We start from the raw sequence: 16,204 nt of genomic DNA, 5'->3' as shown, positions 1-16,204 counted from the left end.
TTTCCTCAATCCGGCTTCTATAAGCAAGGTTTTTACAAAAAGGCAAAAATGCTTTCCCTTTTAATGTTCTGCAATAAGGGGTATGGGTGAATAAAAAAGTTTGCTTGGGAAGTTTAGAATGATTCGAGCCTGATGGTCCGTGGAATGGTGAGAAATAAGGAGAAGGAGTGAGGGCATTGAAAAAGTTATCGTTATTGGCGGTATTGGTATTAATGCTTGGTTTGGCACTTCCTGTCGAAGGGGCTTCCGATTTACCGGAGTCTCATGAGTTTTATGAAGAAATCACCTATTTGAAGAATCGTGATGTGTTGAAAGGCTACCCCGATGGCACGATGCGGCCAGATAAGGGAGTGACGCGTGCGGAAGCAGCAATTATGATCAGCCGCTTGAAAGAGTTTGATGATACGCCGCGCGACACGGGATTTCCAGACGTACCCGCTTCCCATAAAGCGAGCGGTTCCATTGCTGCAGCGGCGGAAGCAGAGTTGATTGAAGGCTATCCAGACGGCACCTATCGTCCTGAAAATACGATTACGCGAGCCGAAATTGCCTTTATTTTATCGCGGTCATTCGTTGTTCCGTTCCGTGCAAATGTAAGCTTCACCGATGTAACACCGAATATGCTGGCATATGAACCCGTGCAAAAAATACTCGCGGCAAACATTACCATCGGATATCCGGATAAGACATTCCGCCCAAATGCAGCTGTGACTCGTGGCCAGTTTTCTGCATTTTTGGCGCGCGGGTTAGAACCGAAATTCAAAAATGATGCCACCATTCCGAAATCCTATTTGAGAGACAAAACGAAAACCTACACCTATGATACAGAGTACGGCATCGAGCGGCATGTCTACAATTATGTACCCGCGCGGAATGGGCTGGAGATGGGCTTTATATGGAGCATCCACAAAGAAGATGGGGCATTGTTGACCGACTCGACCGAATTTGAAACGCATGAGCATTATTCGTTTGGCTTGCCTTATTCGGAATCGTATACCGAATTGGAGTATCCTGTGGAAATGGGGCAAGCTTGGTATACCGATACGATGTACGCTGCTCTACGCGAAATTACTGGAATCGGAGTGACTGTGGAAACACAGTACCAGACGTTTACGGATGCTGTTGAAGTGACAGTTGCGGCTGATGCAGCATTTTTAGAAGAGGGGCACATCTATTATATGGTTGAAGGATTTGGTGAAGTGAAATCCGTGAAAATGGATGGCACTGTAACGAAAGAGTTGACTGCTGTTGAATGACATCTTCAGATTGTAGACAAAATCTATCCAAAATGAATAGCAGTGTATCATCTCAATCGGTCCGGCCACTGGCAACAGGGGTTGGACAAGTAGTAAAAACAGAAGTTATTAAAGTCAGCAAAAGCTCGGAGACAATTAATTGTCTCCGAGCTTTTCTAGGTCATGAAGGTTCTTTAGTTGAAATCCACTGTATCGTTAATTTCTTTATGGTCTTTTTCAGTGTCTTTATTGGTCAGCTTTTTAACGAAAGTCTTGACTGACTTTAAGGTATTGCCCGAATCCCAATATTCAGCTGAATCCGCATCGACTTTTATCAGCACGACGTTCGGGTCATCATAAGATGTGTCCAGCATTTTGTCAAAAATCGGATTCCAGTATTCCTTTTTCTTCGCTGCATCTTCAATAAATTCAGCAGTTCCGCTGATGGATACATATGAACTGCCTGCGTATGCCAAGTTGACGTTCGGATTGCTGATGATTTCCTCGTACTTCTCCGTATCTTTCATTGTCAGGAACCATAGTTCCCCATCAAATTCCACTTCCTGTGTCTGCATTGGACGTGAAATGATTTTATTGTCGGACGAAATCGTCGTGAACATCGCTACTTTGATATCCTTGATCAGCTTATTAACCGTTTGAATAGATTCCAGATTGCTTGTTGTATTGTTTACCATAATTATTTTTTCCTCCTATAGTATGTTGATAGAGTAATTTGACTACACTGTTTAGAATTCCCTTCCCCACGTTCTTTAAACTTCATGTATAGATGCGGCACCGCTTTTATGCACCAAGAAAATATTAGCCTTACATTAATAAAAATACTCAATAACTCATAATAATTACTTAATTATCTGTAGCTGCCTCTTACTGAGCAACACCCTAAAGTCCTTAACTCGCATAAAGTTATTCAAGAATAATTAATTATTTTCTTGTAATGTGATTATTCAATCATGTATAGTCTATACAAGAATGAATAACGGAGGTCAATGATGAATACTTTGTTTCTGCTTCCCAATACTGATGAAGAAATCATTGATACCTACGACGAAGATATCATTGTCACTACCCGGGAAGGCCGCATCATTAAAGTCTCTCCCTGCAGCGGTGAACCTTATGGTGTGACGCCTGAAGAGCTGCTTGGAAAATCTATCTATGACCTGGAAGCGGCGGGCATTTTCTCTCCTGCGATTACGCCGTTGGTACTGGAGCAGAAAAAAAAGGTTGTGCTGCGGCAGGATACACCTTCCGGAAGAAAAGTGCTGATCACTGGAATTCCGTTGTTTAATGACAAGGGCGACGTGGAGTTTGTCGTCAGCTATTCCTATGACATGTCCCAGCTGATGGTTATGAAGGAATATTTGGAGAACCTGGAATCGGAGATGTCCAAAGTCAAAGGCGAGCTCGCCCATTTGCGCAGTCAGCAGCTGCACATTGAGGGCTGCGTCATGGAAAGCCCTTCTTCCAGCCGAGCACTTCAAACGGCGGCCAAAATGGCGCAGCTCGATGTGCCAGTTGTCATCCAAGGAGAACCCGGGACTGGAAAAACGGCCCTTGCTAAATTTATCCACTCGCAAAGCAGCCGGCGGGATGCCGCGTTTATTGAAGTCCATTGCAGTGCCATCCCGGAATCGATATTCGAAATCAGTTTTGGGGGATTGGATGGTGAAGGCTATATGAGCCTAGCAGCTGGCGGAACTTTAGTGCTGAATGAAATTGATCAACTCTCCGCTGCTTCTCAGGCAGCGTTGTTCAAAATTTTGCAGCAGCCTCACACTGCCCGTGTCATCGCCATAAGCACCACTTCAATAGAAGAAGCTGTTACAGACGGTCGCTTTCGTGAGGACCTGTTTTATTTGCTGCATTTGGCTTCCATCGAACTGAAGCCGTTGAGAGGGCGGCCGGACGACCTCGATCAGGCCATCAGCCGTTTCCTGGCAGAACTGAACACCAACTACTGCCAGCAGAAAACGTTGACAGATGATTTGTACTTTCATTTCCTGCAGCTATCTTGGAAAGGCAATTTCCGCGAACTGCGCAATGTGCTGGAACGCAGTTTTATTGAAAGCGAATCGTCGCTCATCACACTCGACGACCTTCCCATTGCCTATCAGCCGGATTCGGATGAGCGCATCGGTTTTGAACTCAATGGCCAAACGCTTCCGCACATTCTGGAATCTGTTGAAAAAAAAGTTTTACTGAACGCACAAAAGCGCTACCGGACCACCACCGAGATGGCCAATATTTTGGGCATCAGCCAGCCATCTGTAGTCCGCAAACTAAAAAAATACGCAAATACCACTGGAGGGAAAATGACATGACCATGCTTCAAAGCGAAAAAAAGACCATCCAACCGGCTGATACCTGGAAGTTTCTGATCCCTTCCCTTATCGGCGCATTGTTATTTCTATGCCCGATTTCCTACAACGGCGAAATCACCATCGGGGTCGGCATTCTGGCATCGTTCCTCTTGACAACGTTCGGTGACGTAATCCCGCCGTTCATTGTGATCCTGCTCGGCTTCTCCGCAATCGCCAGCTTAGCGGCAACTGCCTTGAAACCTGCTATTGTACAGAACTCGCCTTTTTTACGTTCCACCTTCATCAACGGTCCATTCGGACTGATCGTCCGTGTGCTAGCTTTCGCATTTGGCATCATGGCTTATTATGAAATTGGCCCTGAAGCAATTGCTTCACGGAATACCGGAGGCGTGGTTCTCTATGACTTGGCGCCCGTATTGCTTACCTGGTTCCTGTTCGCTGGAATTTTACTGCCCTTGCTGGTGGAATTCGGCTTAATGGAATTTGTCGGTGCATTGGTCAATAAGTTTATGCGCCCCGTCTTCACTTTGCCCGGCCGCTCGTCGATCGATGCAATGGCATCATGGATGGGTGCTGCGCCGGTTGGTGTTCTGGTGACCATGAAACAGTATGACGAGGGCAATTACACTGAGCGTGAAGCTTCCGTCATTGCGACGACTTTTTCAATCGCATCCGTCGCCTTCAGCCTGGTTGTCGCAAATGTTGTCGGCATCGGCCACCTGTTCCTGCCGTTCTACTTGGCTGTATCGGTTGCCTGCCTGGTAGCAGCGGTCATTATGCCGCGCATCCCGCCGCTGTCACGTAAAAAAGATACATATTACGCGCCGGTCGGCAAACAGATCGATGACACCATTCCTGAAGGAGCTTCCCTTTTCAAATGGGGATTTGATGAAGCGCGCCGCAAAGCGAATGGTGCCGCAAGTCCGAAAAAGCTTGCACTGGTCGGCATTGAAACCGTACTTGATATCTGGCTGGCATTGATCCCGCTGGTCATGGCTCTTGGTACACTGGCCTTGATTGTTGCGGAATATACTCCACTTTTCCAAATCATTTCTTACCCGCTGATTCCGGTGCTGACGTTGATGGGATTGCCTGAAGCAGCTGCAGCCGCCCCTACTTTCCTTGTAGGATTCGCAGACATGTTCCTGCCGGCTGTTCTCGGAAGCGGCATCGAAAGTGAATTGACCCGCTTTGTTCTGGCCGGTGTATCCTTAACGCAAATCATCTACATGTCCGAAATCGGCATTTTGATTCTGCGTTCGAACATCCCGGTAAAATTCTGGGAACTGGCAGTGATCTTTATTTTACGTACTATTATCACATTGCCGATTCTTGTGCTGTTTGGCCATCTATTCGTATAGAAGCGAAAAATCCACTTCCGATTGGAAGTGGATTTTTTTCATTTAATTACCTTGAATTCCGTTTCCGCTCCAATTGAGGAGAGCTGGTTGCATTCAAAAATAAACTGCGCGTGCAGGACTGACTTGTTCCTGGACGTTCATAAAATGTATGTTAAACAGTCTGTCCCTGCCGTATATTTTGTGCCGCTGCCACCATATTTTTCAGCGAGGCGACCGTTTCTGTTTCCTGTCTTGTTTTCAAGCCGCAATCCGGATTAATCCAAAATTGCTCTTTGGAAATCACCTCTAAACTGTCTGTTAAAATCGCCTCAATCTCCTCAACGCTTGGGACACGCGGGCTATGAATATCATAGACACCAAGGCCAACGCCCAGTTCATAGGGATTCTTTTTGAGTGAATCAATCAACTCGCCATGGCTTCTCGACGTCTCAATTGAAATGACGTCTGCGTCCAAGGCCCGGATCGGTTCAATGAAATCATTGAATTCGCAATAGCACATATGGGTGTGGATCTGCGTTTCATTCGCCACGCCAGATGTCGCCAATTTAAAAGCATTCACCCCCCAGCCCAAATATTCATTCCAATTTTCTTTGCGGAGCGGCAAGCCTTCACGCAATGCCGGTTCATCCACTTGGATAATTTGGATGCCGGCTTTTTCAAGGGCGTCAATCTCTTCTCTCAATGCCAGTGCGATCTGGTTGGCAGTTTGTTCACGTGAAATGTCATCCCTGACAAATGACCAATTCAAGATTGTCACCGGACCTGTCAGCATTCCTTTGACGTATTTCTTAGTCAATTGCTGCGCATCCACGACTTCCTTGACAGTCATCGGGGCAGTCCACTCAACGTCACCGTAGATGATCGGCGGCTTCACACAGCGGGACCCGTAAGACACCACCCAAGCTTTTTGGGTAAAGGCAAAGCCTGTCAATTTCTCGCCGAAATATTCCACCATGTCTGTCCGCTCAAATTCTCCGTGTACCAGCACATCCAAGCCGATTTCATCTTGAATTTGGATCCAGCGCTCGGTTTCCCTTTTCACAAATTCCGCATATGTTGAATCCGTGATTTCCTTTTTGCGCCAGGCACTCCGTGTCCGCTTGACTTCAGCGGATTGCGGGAAGCTGCCGATTGTGGTGGTCGGAAAAACCGGCAGTCCGAGAGCTTGCTGCTGCAGTTCCTGGCGTTCTTTGAAGGCGACCGGACGTGTAAAATGCCTTGCCTTTATTTGCGCGACAAGCTCTTTTACCTGTGTGTTTTCCCTAACTTCGTTTTGCGCCAGCGCTTCAATCGCGCGTAAGCTTTCGGATACGTTCTTGTTTCCTGCCCATGTCCCTTCACGCACATAAGCGGTCAGCTGCGTCAGCTCTACAATTTTTTCATCCGCAAATGATAATGCATCCAGCAGGACATGCGGCAAGGCTGTTTCTTGTTTCGTTGTCACCGGCGCATGCTGAAGGCTGCAGGAAGATTGAATCCAGGCTTCTGTCACTTCACATCCGGATAGGACGGCTTGAAGATTCACTGCTTTTTCCGCCAAGTTTGCGCGCCAAATGTCACGGCCGTTCACAGTTCCGATTCCTAATACACAGTTTTTTGGAAAACCGTATTTGCGGATAGCAGCCATATTTTCTTCTGCTCCATGGACAAAATCAAGGCCGATTCCCGCGACAGGCAATCGCGACAGCTCTTCATATGCCGATAGGGCTTCAAAATAGGTTTGCAGCATAATTTTCGCAGCGGGTACATCGTCCGCTAATTGAGTGTAGATTTCCTTGACCAGTTTGACATCTTCTTCGTTCAAGGACAGCGTTAATGCAGGCTCTTCCACTTGAATCCATTCCGCTCCTGCATCGACGAGCTGCTGAAGCACTTTCACATAAAGCGGCAAAAGCTGCAGCACGAACATGGCTTTCGATTTGGCATCATATCCTTTCACCAGCTGCAGAAACGTAAATGGCCCAATAATCGTCGGTTTTGTTACAACTCCTAATTCTTCTTTTGCTTCATTGAAATAATCCAATAGATGGTTTTCCGTCAGCTCAAGTAGCTGCCCTTCGTATTCAGGAACGATGTAATGGTAATTCGTATTGAACCATTTAGTCATTTCACACGCCACCACTTTTTCCGCTCCACGGGCCATTGCATAATAAGTTTCCAGCTCAACTTTGTCGCCTGACCATTTGTAGCGGGTCGGCACTAAGCCGAACATAACCGCGTGATCGAGCATGCGGTCATAAAGAGTAAAATCTCCGACAGTCAACAACTCCAACCCAAGCGATTGCTGCCGCTTCAGATTGTTCAGGCGAACCTCTTTCATTTCTGCGAGGAATTGCTCCTTCGATAATGCATCTTTCCAAAACGATTCCAAACTGCGCTTCCATTCCCGATTCTCTCCGATATACGGGTAACCTACGACTGTACTCACTGTTTTCATCTACTGATCCTCCTTTAGGATTTACAAGATGCCAAACACAAAAAAGCCATCTCCGCATATGGGAAATGGCTTAACATTCAAGTCAAAGAGATGCCTAAAGGGCATGCAAAAAAACCTGCTGCCGCAAAATGAATGTCACCACCTATTTCCACGTAGGTATTTGGCGCGCACTAGAAATTGGCAGGTCTCCTGGCTCATCATCAACGCTCACCACACCTTCCCGTCTTAGACAGTGGCATTTGTGGTTCGCTCCGATTTACAGTTGCGGGACAGCGACGGATTTTCACCGTTCTTCCCTTTTAAGCCAAGCCGCAGCTTGGCACCAACTCTTACACGTTATGTAATTCTGACAACTATAGCATAGAGACCACAGAAAACATAGATTTTTCCGATAAATTAAATTGGTTTTATTTCTATTGCCATTCAGTCCTTTGCCAAATTCATAGTATATCCACAAATAAAAAGCCGCATAACAGCATGCGGCTTTCCTGTTCAATACTCATTTTGCCCAGTTATGGAAGAAGAAATAGGACACGATGAGTACAACGACAATGGCGGAAAGGACGAGCATGGGCACAAGGCCAAAGGTAGCTTCCATTTAAACTCCTCCTCCTTTTATCCTTATCATACTCCGCTTTATCAAAAAATGAAATCAAATAAACCGATAATTCAGTCTTTTTTAAATGCATCCATGATATATTTCCTCTCAAGATAATCTATTCATAATAAACAATGGAAATTGTTAAAATAAATTATAAATCAATATTAATTTATTGTAATTCGATAAATAATATTTTATACTGGAGTTAATCTTAAACAAGCGAGGTGCTTTAACATGAAACGAGAAACCATATTCTTAAAAGTTGTACTTTTTCTGATGGCCTTGCCAGTTTTGGCAGTGTGCATCTTTGTGGTACCTCCGCTCTCACAGTTCGTCGGAGAAATTCTGCCAAAATGGTCATTTTTACAATACATCTTTTTAATTGCGCTATACGGTACTGCAATCGCTTATTTTGCGGCATTATATCAGGCGATGAAGCTTTTGAGCTATATTGACCGGAATATCGCATTCTCGGAAAAATCCGTGAAGGCGCTGAAAAACATTAAATATTGCGCCCTTATCATTACCGTATTGTACGTATTGTGCCTGCCGATCATCCTGTACACAGCTGAGGTCGACGATGCGCCTGGCCTTGGCGGGCTTGGAATGGTCATTACATTCGGCGCCATCGTAATCGCGGTCTTTGCGGCGGTTCTCCAAAAGTTATTGGAAAATGCGATTGAAATAAAATCTGAAAATGATCTGACGGTCTGAGGTGAATGATATGGCAATTATAATCAATATCGATGTGATGCTGGCAAAACGAAAAATGAGTGTTACCGAACTTTCGGAGAGGGTTGGCATCACGATGGCCAACCTGTCCATCTTGAAAAACGGCAAAGCAAAAGCTGTTCGGCTTTCCACATTGGAAGCAATCTGCAAAGCATTGGATTGTCAGCCTGGAGATGTTCTGGAATACCGTCCTGAAAAAGATGAGCCGTCCTCGTAGTCAGCATTTTCACCGCCTTCTCAATCAATGAATAACAAGTGAGGTGTTCTTTATGAAATCGGCAAAAGATCCTTTGCTTTTTCTAAAGTCTGTCCTTGTTCTACTTGCTCTTCTGGCACTTGCCTTCTGTATTTCCGCCATCCGCGGCGTATTCACATGCTGTGCCTCATCTGCATCATTCTGTCGGTAGCAGTCGGCTCTTTTGCGGCGGCGCTGGAAAAACTGACAGTCCGGGCAATTCGGCTGAAGGGAGAAAATGGGATGACAGTTTGAAGGATCGTCCATTGCGGCGGCAATGGGTTAAAAACCAAAAATCCACCCACAGTATTCTCTGTGGGTGGATTTTTTCTGTTTACTAGATAAAGAACGGAATGAATATACTGGCCAGCAGCAAAATCAATGCACCGCCAAGACGGGATGAAATTTGTGCAAATGGCATTAATTCCATTCGGCGTGCTGCCGATAATACAGCTACGTCGCCTGTCCCGCCCATGTTTGCCATGCATAGACCAGCTGTAATCGCTGCTTCGATCGGGTAGAAGCCCATGAACTTTCCGACGACGGCGGAACCGATGACCGCTCCCAAAACTACCGCAAGAACGATAAGAACATACTCAATACTTAGAGCATTCAAGACAGCAGCCAAATCTGTATAAGCAACACCGATGCCGATCAACAGGGCGTTGGTCCAGTTTCTCGCAACAAACTCATACCACTGGCTAGCACCATCTACAATAATTTCAGGCATGACATTGGCCACTTTCAACCCTGCCACCAGGATGATCATAATGGCGTATGGATGCAATGGAATGAAATCACCTAATAGATTCCCTAACATATAAAACGACACGGCGGCCAGGACACCGATGCCCATTTTGGACAGGCTGTATTCAGGCGCCTCTTTTTTCTCATAATGAAATCCTTTGATCAATTGTCCATTCCCAGTCAAACTCGGGTACTTCTTGCCGACAATGTTCAATACACTGGCCAGAATAATGGCGAATACATTTCCCAGCGCAAGTGCAGGGACCAATATCGACAAGTAATAACCCGGTTCGTTTCCAAGCATTTCGGAGTAAACTTGTGACATTGGCACTGCACCGGCACCCATGCCTCCTCCCATAATCGGCATGGCGATGACCAAGACAGCATCCTGAATACTAAATCCGATCAGCATACCGACCAATGCCGCAAGCACGACTGCTCCTGCAACTGCCGCAAGCAAAGGCAATGCATAACGGACGCCGGCTTTCACAAGCACTTTCGACTCCATGCCCAAAATACTGCCGGTAATCAACGCAGCGATATAGAAGTTCAAGAAGTCCCCATCTTGCATAAATTCCGTAATAAGAGTTGACGTAGTTTCCGGCATCAATCCGCTATAGACCATATAGGCTGAACCGAATATAGCCACAATCGCACCGCCGCCTAAAAATGTGCGGACAATCGGGGTATGGTCTCCGATCCATCCGAGCAGTTCACCGAGGACCATGATGATCAACAGCGCTCCAATCATCCCTGCAGGCAAGTTATCTGTATACATCGCATAGAGGGCGATTGCTGCAAAAATACCAAACCATAAAATTGGGACATTAAAAATCGAGAACGTGCTTAAGTTTTTTTTCATCGGCACATCTGCCGGCACTTTTCGTTTTGTTTCTTCCATTTTTTCAGCTCCATCCCGCTTTCTTTTCTTTATGATTGACGGCAGTTCAAGGAAAGCGCTTTCAATCTATTGATACCAATCATAGTTAAATAGTCAGAAAACGGATACCTTATGAAAGTATTGAACTTATTGTAATTAAAAAAAGCAGCCGGAGTGGCTGCTTCTACAAATACGGCGTTATACGGGATCGATTATCTTCTTTAACGAGATAGCGATAAATGGGACGGCCGATTCCATAAACAAGATTTTCTTCGAGATAGTCGATTTCAGTCAGGAATTTCAAATACTTTCTCACTGATACTCTTGATATCTGGCTGATTTCCGCGATATCTTCTGTCGAAAACGTATCCGTTTCTATCTGTAATGTCACTTCAACGATTTTTTTCAAAGTCGTTTTTGTCAGTCCTTTCGGCACTGCACCAAAGTTTTCGGTTTCTTGAACAGGCTCACCCTTTTTTTGAAGCATTCGGTCAAGCTCCTGCTGATCCACTTTGTCCTTATCATCAAGGCCATAATATTGGTTTTTGTATTGCAGCAACGCTTCTTGGAACCGGCTGAACTCAAACGGCTTGATTAAATAATCGACTGCACCAAGCCTCAGTGCCTGCTGAATCTGACTGATTTTAGAAGCCGCTGTAATGAGGATGACGTCCAGATCCTTTTTTTCTTCCCGGAGCTGCCGCAAAAAATCCAGGCCGTTCATGCCAGGCATGTGGATATCAAGCAGCAGCAAGTCCACTTTTTCCGCAGCCAGCAGCTCGAGGGCTCCCACTGCATCGGCCGCGCGCCCGGTCACGAAAAAACCTTCCACCTGTGCAACATATTGACGATTCAGTTCTGCCACCATCGGGTCATCTTCTACGATCAGCACGTTGATCATTGTTTTTCACCTCCTACTTCTTCATATGGAACGATGATGGAAAACACGGCTCCATCCAGTTCCGATATAATATCGATCGAGCCTTCCAGTTTTTCAACACTGTTTTTCACTAAGTAAAGGCCGAATCCTCGATCTTTTCCTTTTTTTGTAGAGATGCCTTTTGAAAAGACGGACTCCTGCATGCCTTTTGGAATGCCGGGACCAGAGTCTGCTACGGTCAGCTCCAGCAATTCATCAATATAGGAAAAATGAACGGAGATAATCTGCTTTTCCATGCCCGACACACTATCAATTGCATTGTCGATAATATTGCCGAGAATTGTGATGAGTTCATGTGTAACAGCCCGATCTTTAGGCTGCGGAATCTCTGTTTTGCACTGGATAGCAAGTTCAACATGCGCTTCTCTTGCATAGCTGATTTTCCCAATGATAAATCCCGAAAGAACCGGGTCTTTTATGTACTGTGTGACAGCCCCGACCTCATGGGCTTGATGGTCAGTCAGCTTGGCAATAAACCGCTTGACCTGCCCATACTCTTCGAGCTTGATCATGCCGAGCAGTACATGCAGCTGATTCATGAATTCATGCGATTGCGCACGCAGCGTGTCGGCATATAACTGGACGCCTGTCAGCTGTTCGGCCAGTTGATTCACTTCTGTCTTGTCACGGAATGTAGCAATTGCTCCGATCACGTGATGATTGACCACCAGCGGTACATGGTTTGAAATAACAGAAACACTGTTGAAACTTTGTTCCTTATCCAATTCCGGCTGCCTTTGATCCAGCATCCGCTCCAGCATAGCGCCCGGTAAAAACTCGTTGATGTCCATGCCGATTGGTTCCTTGGCCATCAATCCAGCTTGATGGAAAATCCGTCTCGCTGATTTATTGACCAGCACGATCTTCGCGTCCGCATCAATCGCAATAACCCCTTCATAGACAGATTGCAGCATCTGGTTCCGCTCTTCATGGATGCGGGCAATGGCATACGGCTCCAACCCAAACAGGCTTTTCTTAATATACCAGGCCAACCAGAAAGCGCCGATAATGCCGACCAACAAGCCTATGGCAGAGCCAGTCAGTATTTTCAGCAAGCTCTGGTCGATGGAAGATTGGACCTCATCGAGTGAAATTCCGACTGCCACTGCCCCGATCTGATTTTCCTCCGCATCCATTATGGGCGTAAAAGAACGCAGGGATTTTCCGAGCGTCCCTTCTGAACGTGACGTATAGTCTTCGCCCAATAGTACCTGTTTTTCATCTGCACCAACAAAAGGTTGTCCGATTTGTTGAGGATCCGGATGGGATTTCCGCAAACCTTCCATATCCATGACAACAATAAACAGTACGTCTGTCGCTTCCTGAATGGTTGACGTGTACTGTTGTATCTCTGTCTCCAGCTCAGTCCTCAGCAAGCCATTTTGAACTATTTGTGATTCTGCAACCGTGCGTGAAAGAGTAACTGCTTTTTCTTCTAGTTGGCTTTCTATATTTTCGCTTGTCATATCGGTAACGAGAAGAATGGTGATTGACAGGGAAATCAATACTACAAGACAGATAAAGAAGATGATGACCGTACTCAATTTAAAGCGTGATAAATTCATTAGCTGCCGCTCCGTTCCTGTTAATGCTCGCTAGTTCGGCTGTACCTGAAAACCAAATCCCTCTATCAGCCTAAAGCCGAGCCCTTCTGCTATTCTACTATATTAGTGGAATGAAAGAATCAGCTTTTGAAACCACTGAACAGGAACGAGGCGGAAGAAAGTTGAAGCACTGTCAGCATGGTGTCCACATTTTGCTACGTTACTCAAAAAAACCGCTGCCGGGATTTTCATCCCGGCAGCGGTTTTTCACATCTATTTAACCAAGCTTCTGTCCACAATTCGGGCAGAATTTTGCGCCTTCGTTTTTCTGTCCGCAGTTTGGACAGAATTTCGGCACCGCCTTTTCGCTGCCGTCGGATTGAGCAGCTGAATCGCCCGAACCTGCACCGGCTGTTTTTTGCTGATTGCCTGCACTTGATTCTTTTTGGCCGTCCATCATTTCTTTGGCAATGTTCATGCCCATCATCATGCCGGCCATGTCGGAAGCTGTATTGGATCCGGAAGATTTGCCCATGGCGTCGGCCACTGAAATCTGCTGGTATTTCCCGACGTCGCCGATCATGCCGTGCGACGCGTTTTTATTGATCATGTCCTGGATTTCTTTCGGATAATTGAAACTCATGACTTGGAAGCCGGTAACTTTCATGCCGTCATCCATGAGCTGCATGTTCAGGTCATCTTGGATGCCTTGGCCGATTTCATGCGCATTGGCTTGCAGGTTGAACATGTCCTTGCCTTCTTTGGTCATCCATTTCATCAAGAGCTGATCCAAAATTGCAGTGATGCGAATTTTCACATCGTCTACCAAGTAGCTGTTCCGGACACCCGCAATCTTATCGATCAAACCTACATAATCGCTGACCTTGAACTGGAATGTGCCGTTTGCGCGGATTGGCATGCCGCCTGGCAGCTGGGGCGCCGGGATGTTGATCGGATTTTGCGTCCCCCATTTGACCGTGAACTCTTTGGTATTCACAAAGAGCACTTCCACCCGCATGCCGCTGTTAAAGCCGAAGCGGAATCCTTTCAAGGTAGACAGGAATGGCACAATCTCCGATTCGATGTCGTACTCGCCTTCGTCTTCAAAGATTCCTTCAACCTTGCCGTTGTTGATAAAAATGGCATCCTGGCCGGGTCGAATAATAAGCCTGCTGCCTTTTTTGACTTCGTTATTGGTCCATTTCCAGAAAATCATGTCTTCCCTGAATTCTTCCCATTCCACTACATCTGCAAATTGATTGCTGAAAAACCCCATTCTGTTCATTCCCTCCTTTGGTACATTCCGTTCTAGAATTTACGGCCGCCACCACTAAATGAGCGTCCGCCTCCTGTGCTTCCGCCGCCTCCAAAACCTCCGCCTCCGCTGCTTTTCTTCGGAACCTTACGGCGTGATATGGTTTTATTGCGGAACTGGTCAAGCTTGCTGGTCACTTTTGTGTGATCGTCATCAAAATAGGTTGTGGAAGTCGTGGTCACACGTCCACCTGAATTATAGAGCATGAAACCGACAACCCCTGCGCCCAACAGCAATGCAATCGCCAGTTGGAACCAGGTTTTAAAGAAAATGTTTTCCGGATTGACACCGGGACGGAATTCCATGTAGCGGCTCGAAGTTGTCACCGTCTCATGGAAAGCGTCCGCGTAGTCGCCCCGCTGCATTTCCGGGATGATCCGGTCCAGCACCAAATTGACACGCTGGTTATCCAGTGACCTTTCCGCTGTTCCAAAACCCGCCAGATAAACATCACGCGTCGCGATATTCATCGACAGCAGAACTGCATTTTCCTGCCCGTTCTCTTCGGCCCACGTATCATAGAAATCACCCATATCATCCTGGATGTAAAGCGATTGTTCATCTGCAGTGGTCCAAAACAGAAAATCCGTTCCGTGTTTCCGGCTATGTTCCGCTGCGACAGCTTCCAATTCTGCAATTTCCGATTCGCTCAGCAGATCGGCGTTGTCGTAAACGCGCTGATCCACAGCAGCCGACGCGGTAATGCCGCCGACTCCACTAAAAACCAACAGGATTGAAAATATCAACAGCCATTTCACTTGAAATCCCTTCACCAAAGAACACCTCCTACAGCGAACGAAATCACTTTCATCACTGCAAAAGTGGAAGCCGCAATGCCGGTGAACCAGGCCGCAACTTTGAACGGACTGATTGGCGGCTTGCCGACCACTTTTCCTGTTTGGCCGTTCATCGCAAAGGTATGTTCTTTGTTTTCGAAATCATAATAAACCATCCACACCGGAAACAAGGTATAGTAGACATTTTTTTTATTCGTCTGGATCTGTTTATTGGTATAGCTGACGGTTGAATAGCCGGAAACGGTGCTGCTTATGTACGAATCGATATACGGCACAATCTTGGATTCGATCCGTGAAAACAGCGCTTCATCGTCGTAATCGTATTTTTCGGCAAGATATCCGGCCAAATAAGGCATTCTGAAGTCTTTCAGCTCTTCGTAATTGTAGGGCTCAAGTTTATCCATCAATTCGTCGTCCATCTTTTCCGAAGCATCTGCAGGCACTTTCAGGTAGCTAAGGTCCATTTTCCGGCGGACATCGTAAAAATCAGTCTCCGTATAAATTGTGTCGCCTCTCGTATAGCTGCGCACCCTTGTCGCAAGTGCCGCCACGTCTGCTGTTCCGTCAATGTCATAAAGCCAAAACGGCACATACATGCCGGCCATCTTTTTGATCCGGTCGCCGCTTGTGAAGCCCCTTGGCGTCAGCCGGCCGTTCTTCGTCCACTTCTGGAAAGCGGCGACAGCTTCTTCCTTGCTGATGGTGAAGGGGATCACTTTGGCGGGAGCCAAGTCACCGCTCAGCCGGTCCGCTATCAGCACTGGCGCGCCACAGAAACTGCAATGAGTTGCGGTGGTTTCCGCTTCAGTCAAAATGACCGCTCCACAGTTTTCGCAATGGTATTCCTTTGCTTCACCCGGGTCGAACTTCCGCAGGATATTGGTTTCCGGGAATGTCTCGATTTCATCCTGTCTGCCGCAGCTTGGACATGACAAGTGGCCCGATTCGCTGTCGAACGACATGTCCGCACCACAGTTTGGACATTTATACTGAATAACCATTCCGTCCGCCTCCTTTCAGTTTAAAGGAAACTGTCCGTAC

At 46.5% G+C, this 16,204-nt stretch carries 13 protein-coding genes and 1 riboswitch; of the genes, 5 read left to right on the top strand and 8 right to left on the bottom strand.

What is annotated here, in order from left to right; all coding sequences use genetic code 11:
• Positions 1 to 176: 176 nt before the first annotated feature.
• The gene (locus GJB59_RS11790; protein ID WP_142828199.1) at positions 177 to 1,256 is read left to right on the top strand and encodes an S-layer homology domain-containing protein; all 1,080 of its coding nucleotides are present in this window, start codon (positions 177 to 179) and stop codon (positions 1,254 to 1,256) included.
• 173 nt (positions 1,257 to 1,429) lie between these two features.
• Here GJB59_RS11790 and GJB59_RS11785 read toward each other — a convergent pair whose 3' ends face one another.
• Positions 1,430 to 1,930, bottom strand: coding sequence for a pyridoxamine 5'-phosphate oxidase family protein (locus tag GJB59_RS11785; protein ID WP_142828197.1), 501 nt, complete (start codon positions 1,928 to 1,930; stop codon positions 1,430 to 1,432).
• 315 nt (positions 1,931 to 2,245) lie between these two features.
• On the opposite strand from GJB59_RS11785, the gene GJB59_RS11780 reads away from it, so the two are divergent.
• Together GJB59_RS11780 and GJB59_RS11775 are read left to right on the top strand one after the other, a co-directional pair.
• Positions 2,246 to 3,574, top strand: a complete 1,329-nt coding sequence (locus GJB59_RS11780) for a sigma 54-interacting transcriptional regulator (protein ID WP_142828195.1) — start codon at positions 2,246 to 2,248, stop codon at positions 3,572 to 3,574.
• Entirely contained in the window at positions 3,571 to 4,935 is a 1,365-nt protein-coding gene (locus GJB59_RS11775) for a YjiH family protein (RefSeq protein WP_142828193.1), read from the top strand. The genes GJB59_RS11780 and GJB59_RS11775 overlap by 4 nt, the downstream gene beginning before the upstream one ends.
• 151 nt (positions 4,936 to 5,086) lie before the next feature.
• On the opposite strand, the gene metE is transcribed toward GJB59_RS11775, so the two are convergent.
• Positions 5,087 to 7,372, bottom strand: coding sequence for a 5-methyltetrahydropteroyltriglutamate--homocysteine S-methyltransferase (gene metE, locus GJB59_RS11770; protein ID WP_142828192.1), 2,286 nt, complete (start codon positions 7,370 to 7,372; stop codon positions 5,087 to 5,089).
• Between the two features lie 162 nt (positions 7,373 to 7,534).
• Positions 7,535 to 7,714, bottom strand: a riboswitch (cobalamin riboswitch).
• 493 nt (positions 7,715 to 8,207) lie between these two features.
• Between metE and GJB59_RS11765 the strand changes: the two genes are divergently transcribed.
• Both GJB59_RS11765 and GJB59_RS11760 read left to right on the top strand, forming a co-directional pair.
• On the top strand, positions 8,208 to 8,687 hold the full coding sequence (locus GJB59_RS11765; RefSeq protein ID WP_142828190.1) for a DUF2975 domain-containing protein: 480 nt from the start codon (positions 8,208 to 8,210) through the stop codon (positions 8,685 to 8,687).
• Positions 8,688 to 8,697: 10 nt separating this feature from the next.
• A complete protein-coding gene (locus tag GJB59_RS11760; RefSeq protein WP_142828188.1) occupies positions 8,698 to 8,922 on the top strand; it encodes a helix-turn-helix domain-containing protein in 225 nt (74 codons plus the stop codon).
• Positions 8,923 to 9,277: 355 nt separating this feature from the next.
• Here GJB59_RS11760 and GJB59_RS11755 read toward each other — a convergent pair whose 3' ends face one another.
• From GJB59_RS11755 to GJB59_RS11730, 6 genes are all read right to left on the bottom strand, one after another.
• Positions 9,278 to 10,588, bottom strand: coding sequence for a 2-hydroxycarboxylate transporter family protein (locus GJB59_RS11755; protein ID WP_236015645.1), 1,311 nt, complete (start codon positions 10,586 to 10,588; stop codon positions 9,278 to 9,280).
• A gap of 163 nt (positions 10,589 to 10,751) precedes the next feature.
• Entirely contained in the window at positions 10,752 to 11,468 is a 717-nt protein-coding gene (locus tag GJB59_RS11750; RefSeq protein ID WP_142828186.1) for a response regulator, read from the bottom strand.
• Complete coding sequence (gene dcuS, locus GJB59_RS11745; RefSeq protein ID WP_142828184.1) at positions 11,465 to 13,072, bottom strand: DcuS/MalK family sensor histidine kinase; 1,608 nt, start codon at positions 13,070 to 13,072, stop codon at positions 11,465 to 11,467. Before dcuS ends, GJB59_RS11750 begins: the two co-directional genes overlap by 4 nt.
• Before the next feature lie 256 nt (positions 13,073 to 13,328).
• Positions 13,329 to 14,327, bottom strand: a complete 999-nt coding sequence (locus GJB59_RS11740) for an SPFH domain-containing protein (RefSeq protein WP_142828428.1) — start codon at positions 14,325 to 14,327, stop codon at positions 13,329 to 13,331.
• A gap of 32 nt (positions 14,328 to 14,359) precedes the next feature.
• Positions 14,360 to 15,139, bottom strand: a complete 780-nt coding sequence (locus GJB59_RS11735; RefSeq protein ID WP_142828182.1) for a TPM domain-containing protein — start codon at positions 15,137 to 15,139, stop codon at positions 14,360 to 14,362.
• Complete coding sequence (locus GJB59_RS11730; protein WP_142828181.1) at positions 15,136 to 16,164, bottom strand: TFIIB-type zinc ribbon-containing protein; 1,029 nt, start codon at positions 16,162 to 16,164, stop codon at positions 15,136 to 15,138. Before GJB59_RS11730 ends, GJB59_RS11735 begins: the two co-directional genes overlap by 4 nt.
• Positions 16,165 to 16,204 lie beyond the last annotated feature (40 nt).

Origin of the sequence: Planococcus soli, assembly GCF_016881065.1 — a bacterium.
GTDB classification, from domain to species: domain Bacteria; phylum Bacillota; class Bacilli; order Bacillales_A; family Planococcaceae; genus Planococcus; species Planococcus soli.
The sequence above is the reverse complement of the archived record's forward strand: the minus strand, read 5'-3'. Positions and strand labels throughout refer to the sequence as shown.

What these genes read in the sequence shown, in the direction of transcription:
- dcuS (WP_142828184.1), bottom strand. Translation starts at nt 13,072, where the DNA reads ATGAATTTATCACGCTTTAAATTGAGTACGGTCATCATCTTCTTTATC.
- GJB59_RS11775 (WP_142828193.1), top strand. Translation starts at nt 3,571, where the DNA reads ATGACCATGCTTCAAAGCGAAAAAAAGACCATCCAACCGGCTGATACC.
- GJB59_RS11750 (WP_142828186.1), bottom strand. Translation starts at nt 11,468, where the DNA reads ATGATCAACGTGCTGATCGTAGAAGATGACCCGATGGTGGCAGAACTG.
- GJB59_RS11780 (WP_142828195.1), top strand. Translation starts at nt 2,246, where the DNA reads ATGAATACTTTGTTTCTGCTTCCCAATACTGATGAAGAAATCATTGAT.
- GJB59_RS11730 (WP_142828181.1), bottom strand. Translation starts at nt 16,164, where the DNA reads ATGGTTATTCAGTATAAATGTCCAAACTGTGGTGCGGACATGTCGTTC.
- GJB59_RS11740 (WP_142828428.1), bottom strand. Translation starts at nt 14,327, where the DNA reads ATGGGGTTTTTCAGCAATCAATTTGCAGATGTAGTGGAATGGGAAGAA.
- GJB59_RS11760 (WP_142828188.1), top strand. Translation starts at nt 8,698, where the DNA reads ATGGCAATTATAATCAATATCGATGTGATGCTGGCAAAACGAAAAATG.
- GJB59_RS11765 (WP_142828190.1), top strand. Translation starts at nt 8,208, where the DNA reads ATGAAACGAGAAACCATATTCTTAAAAGTTGTACTTTTTCTGATGGCC.
- GJB59_RS11785 (WP_142828197.1), bottom strand. Translation starts at nt 1,930, where the DNA reads ATGGTAAACAATACAACAAGCAATCTGGAATCTATTCAAACGGTTAAT.
- GJB59_RS11755 (WP_236015645.1), bottom strand. Translation starts at nt 10,588, where the DNA reads ATGGAAGAAACAAAACGAAAAGTGCCGGCAGATGTGCCGATGAAAAAA.
- metE (WP_142828192.1), bottom strand. Translation starts at nt 7,372, where the DNA reads ATGAAAACAGTGAGTACAGTCGTAGGTTACCCGTATATCGGAGAGAAT.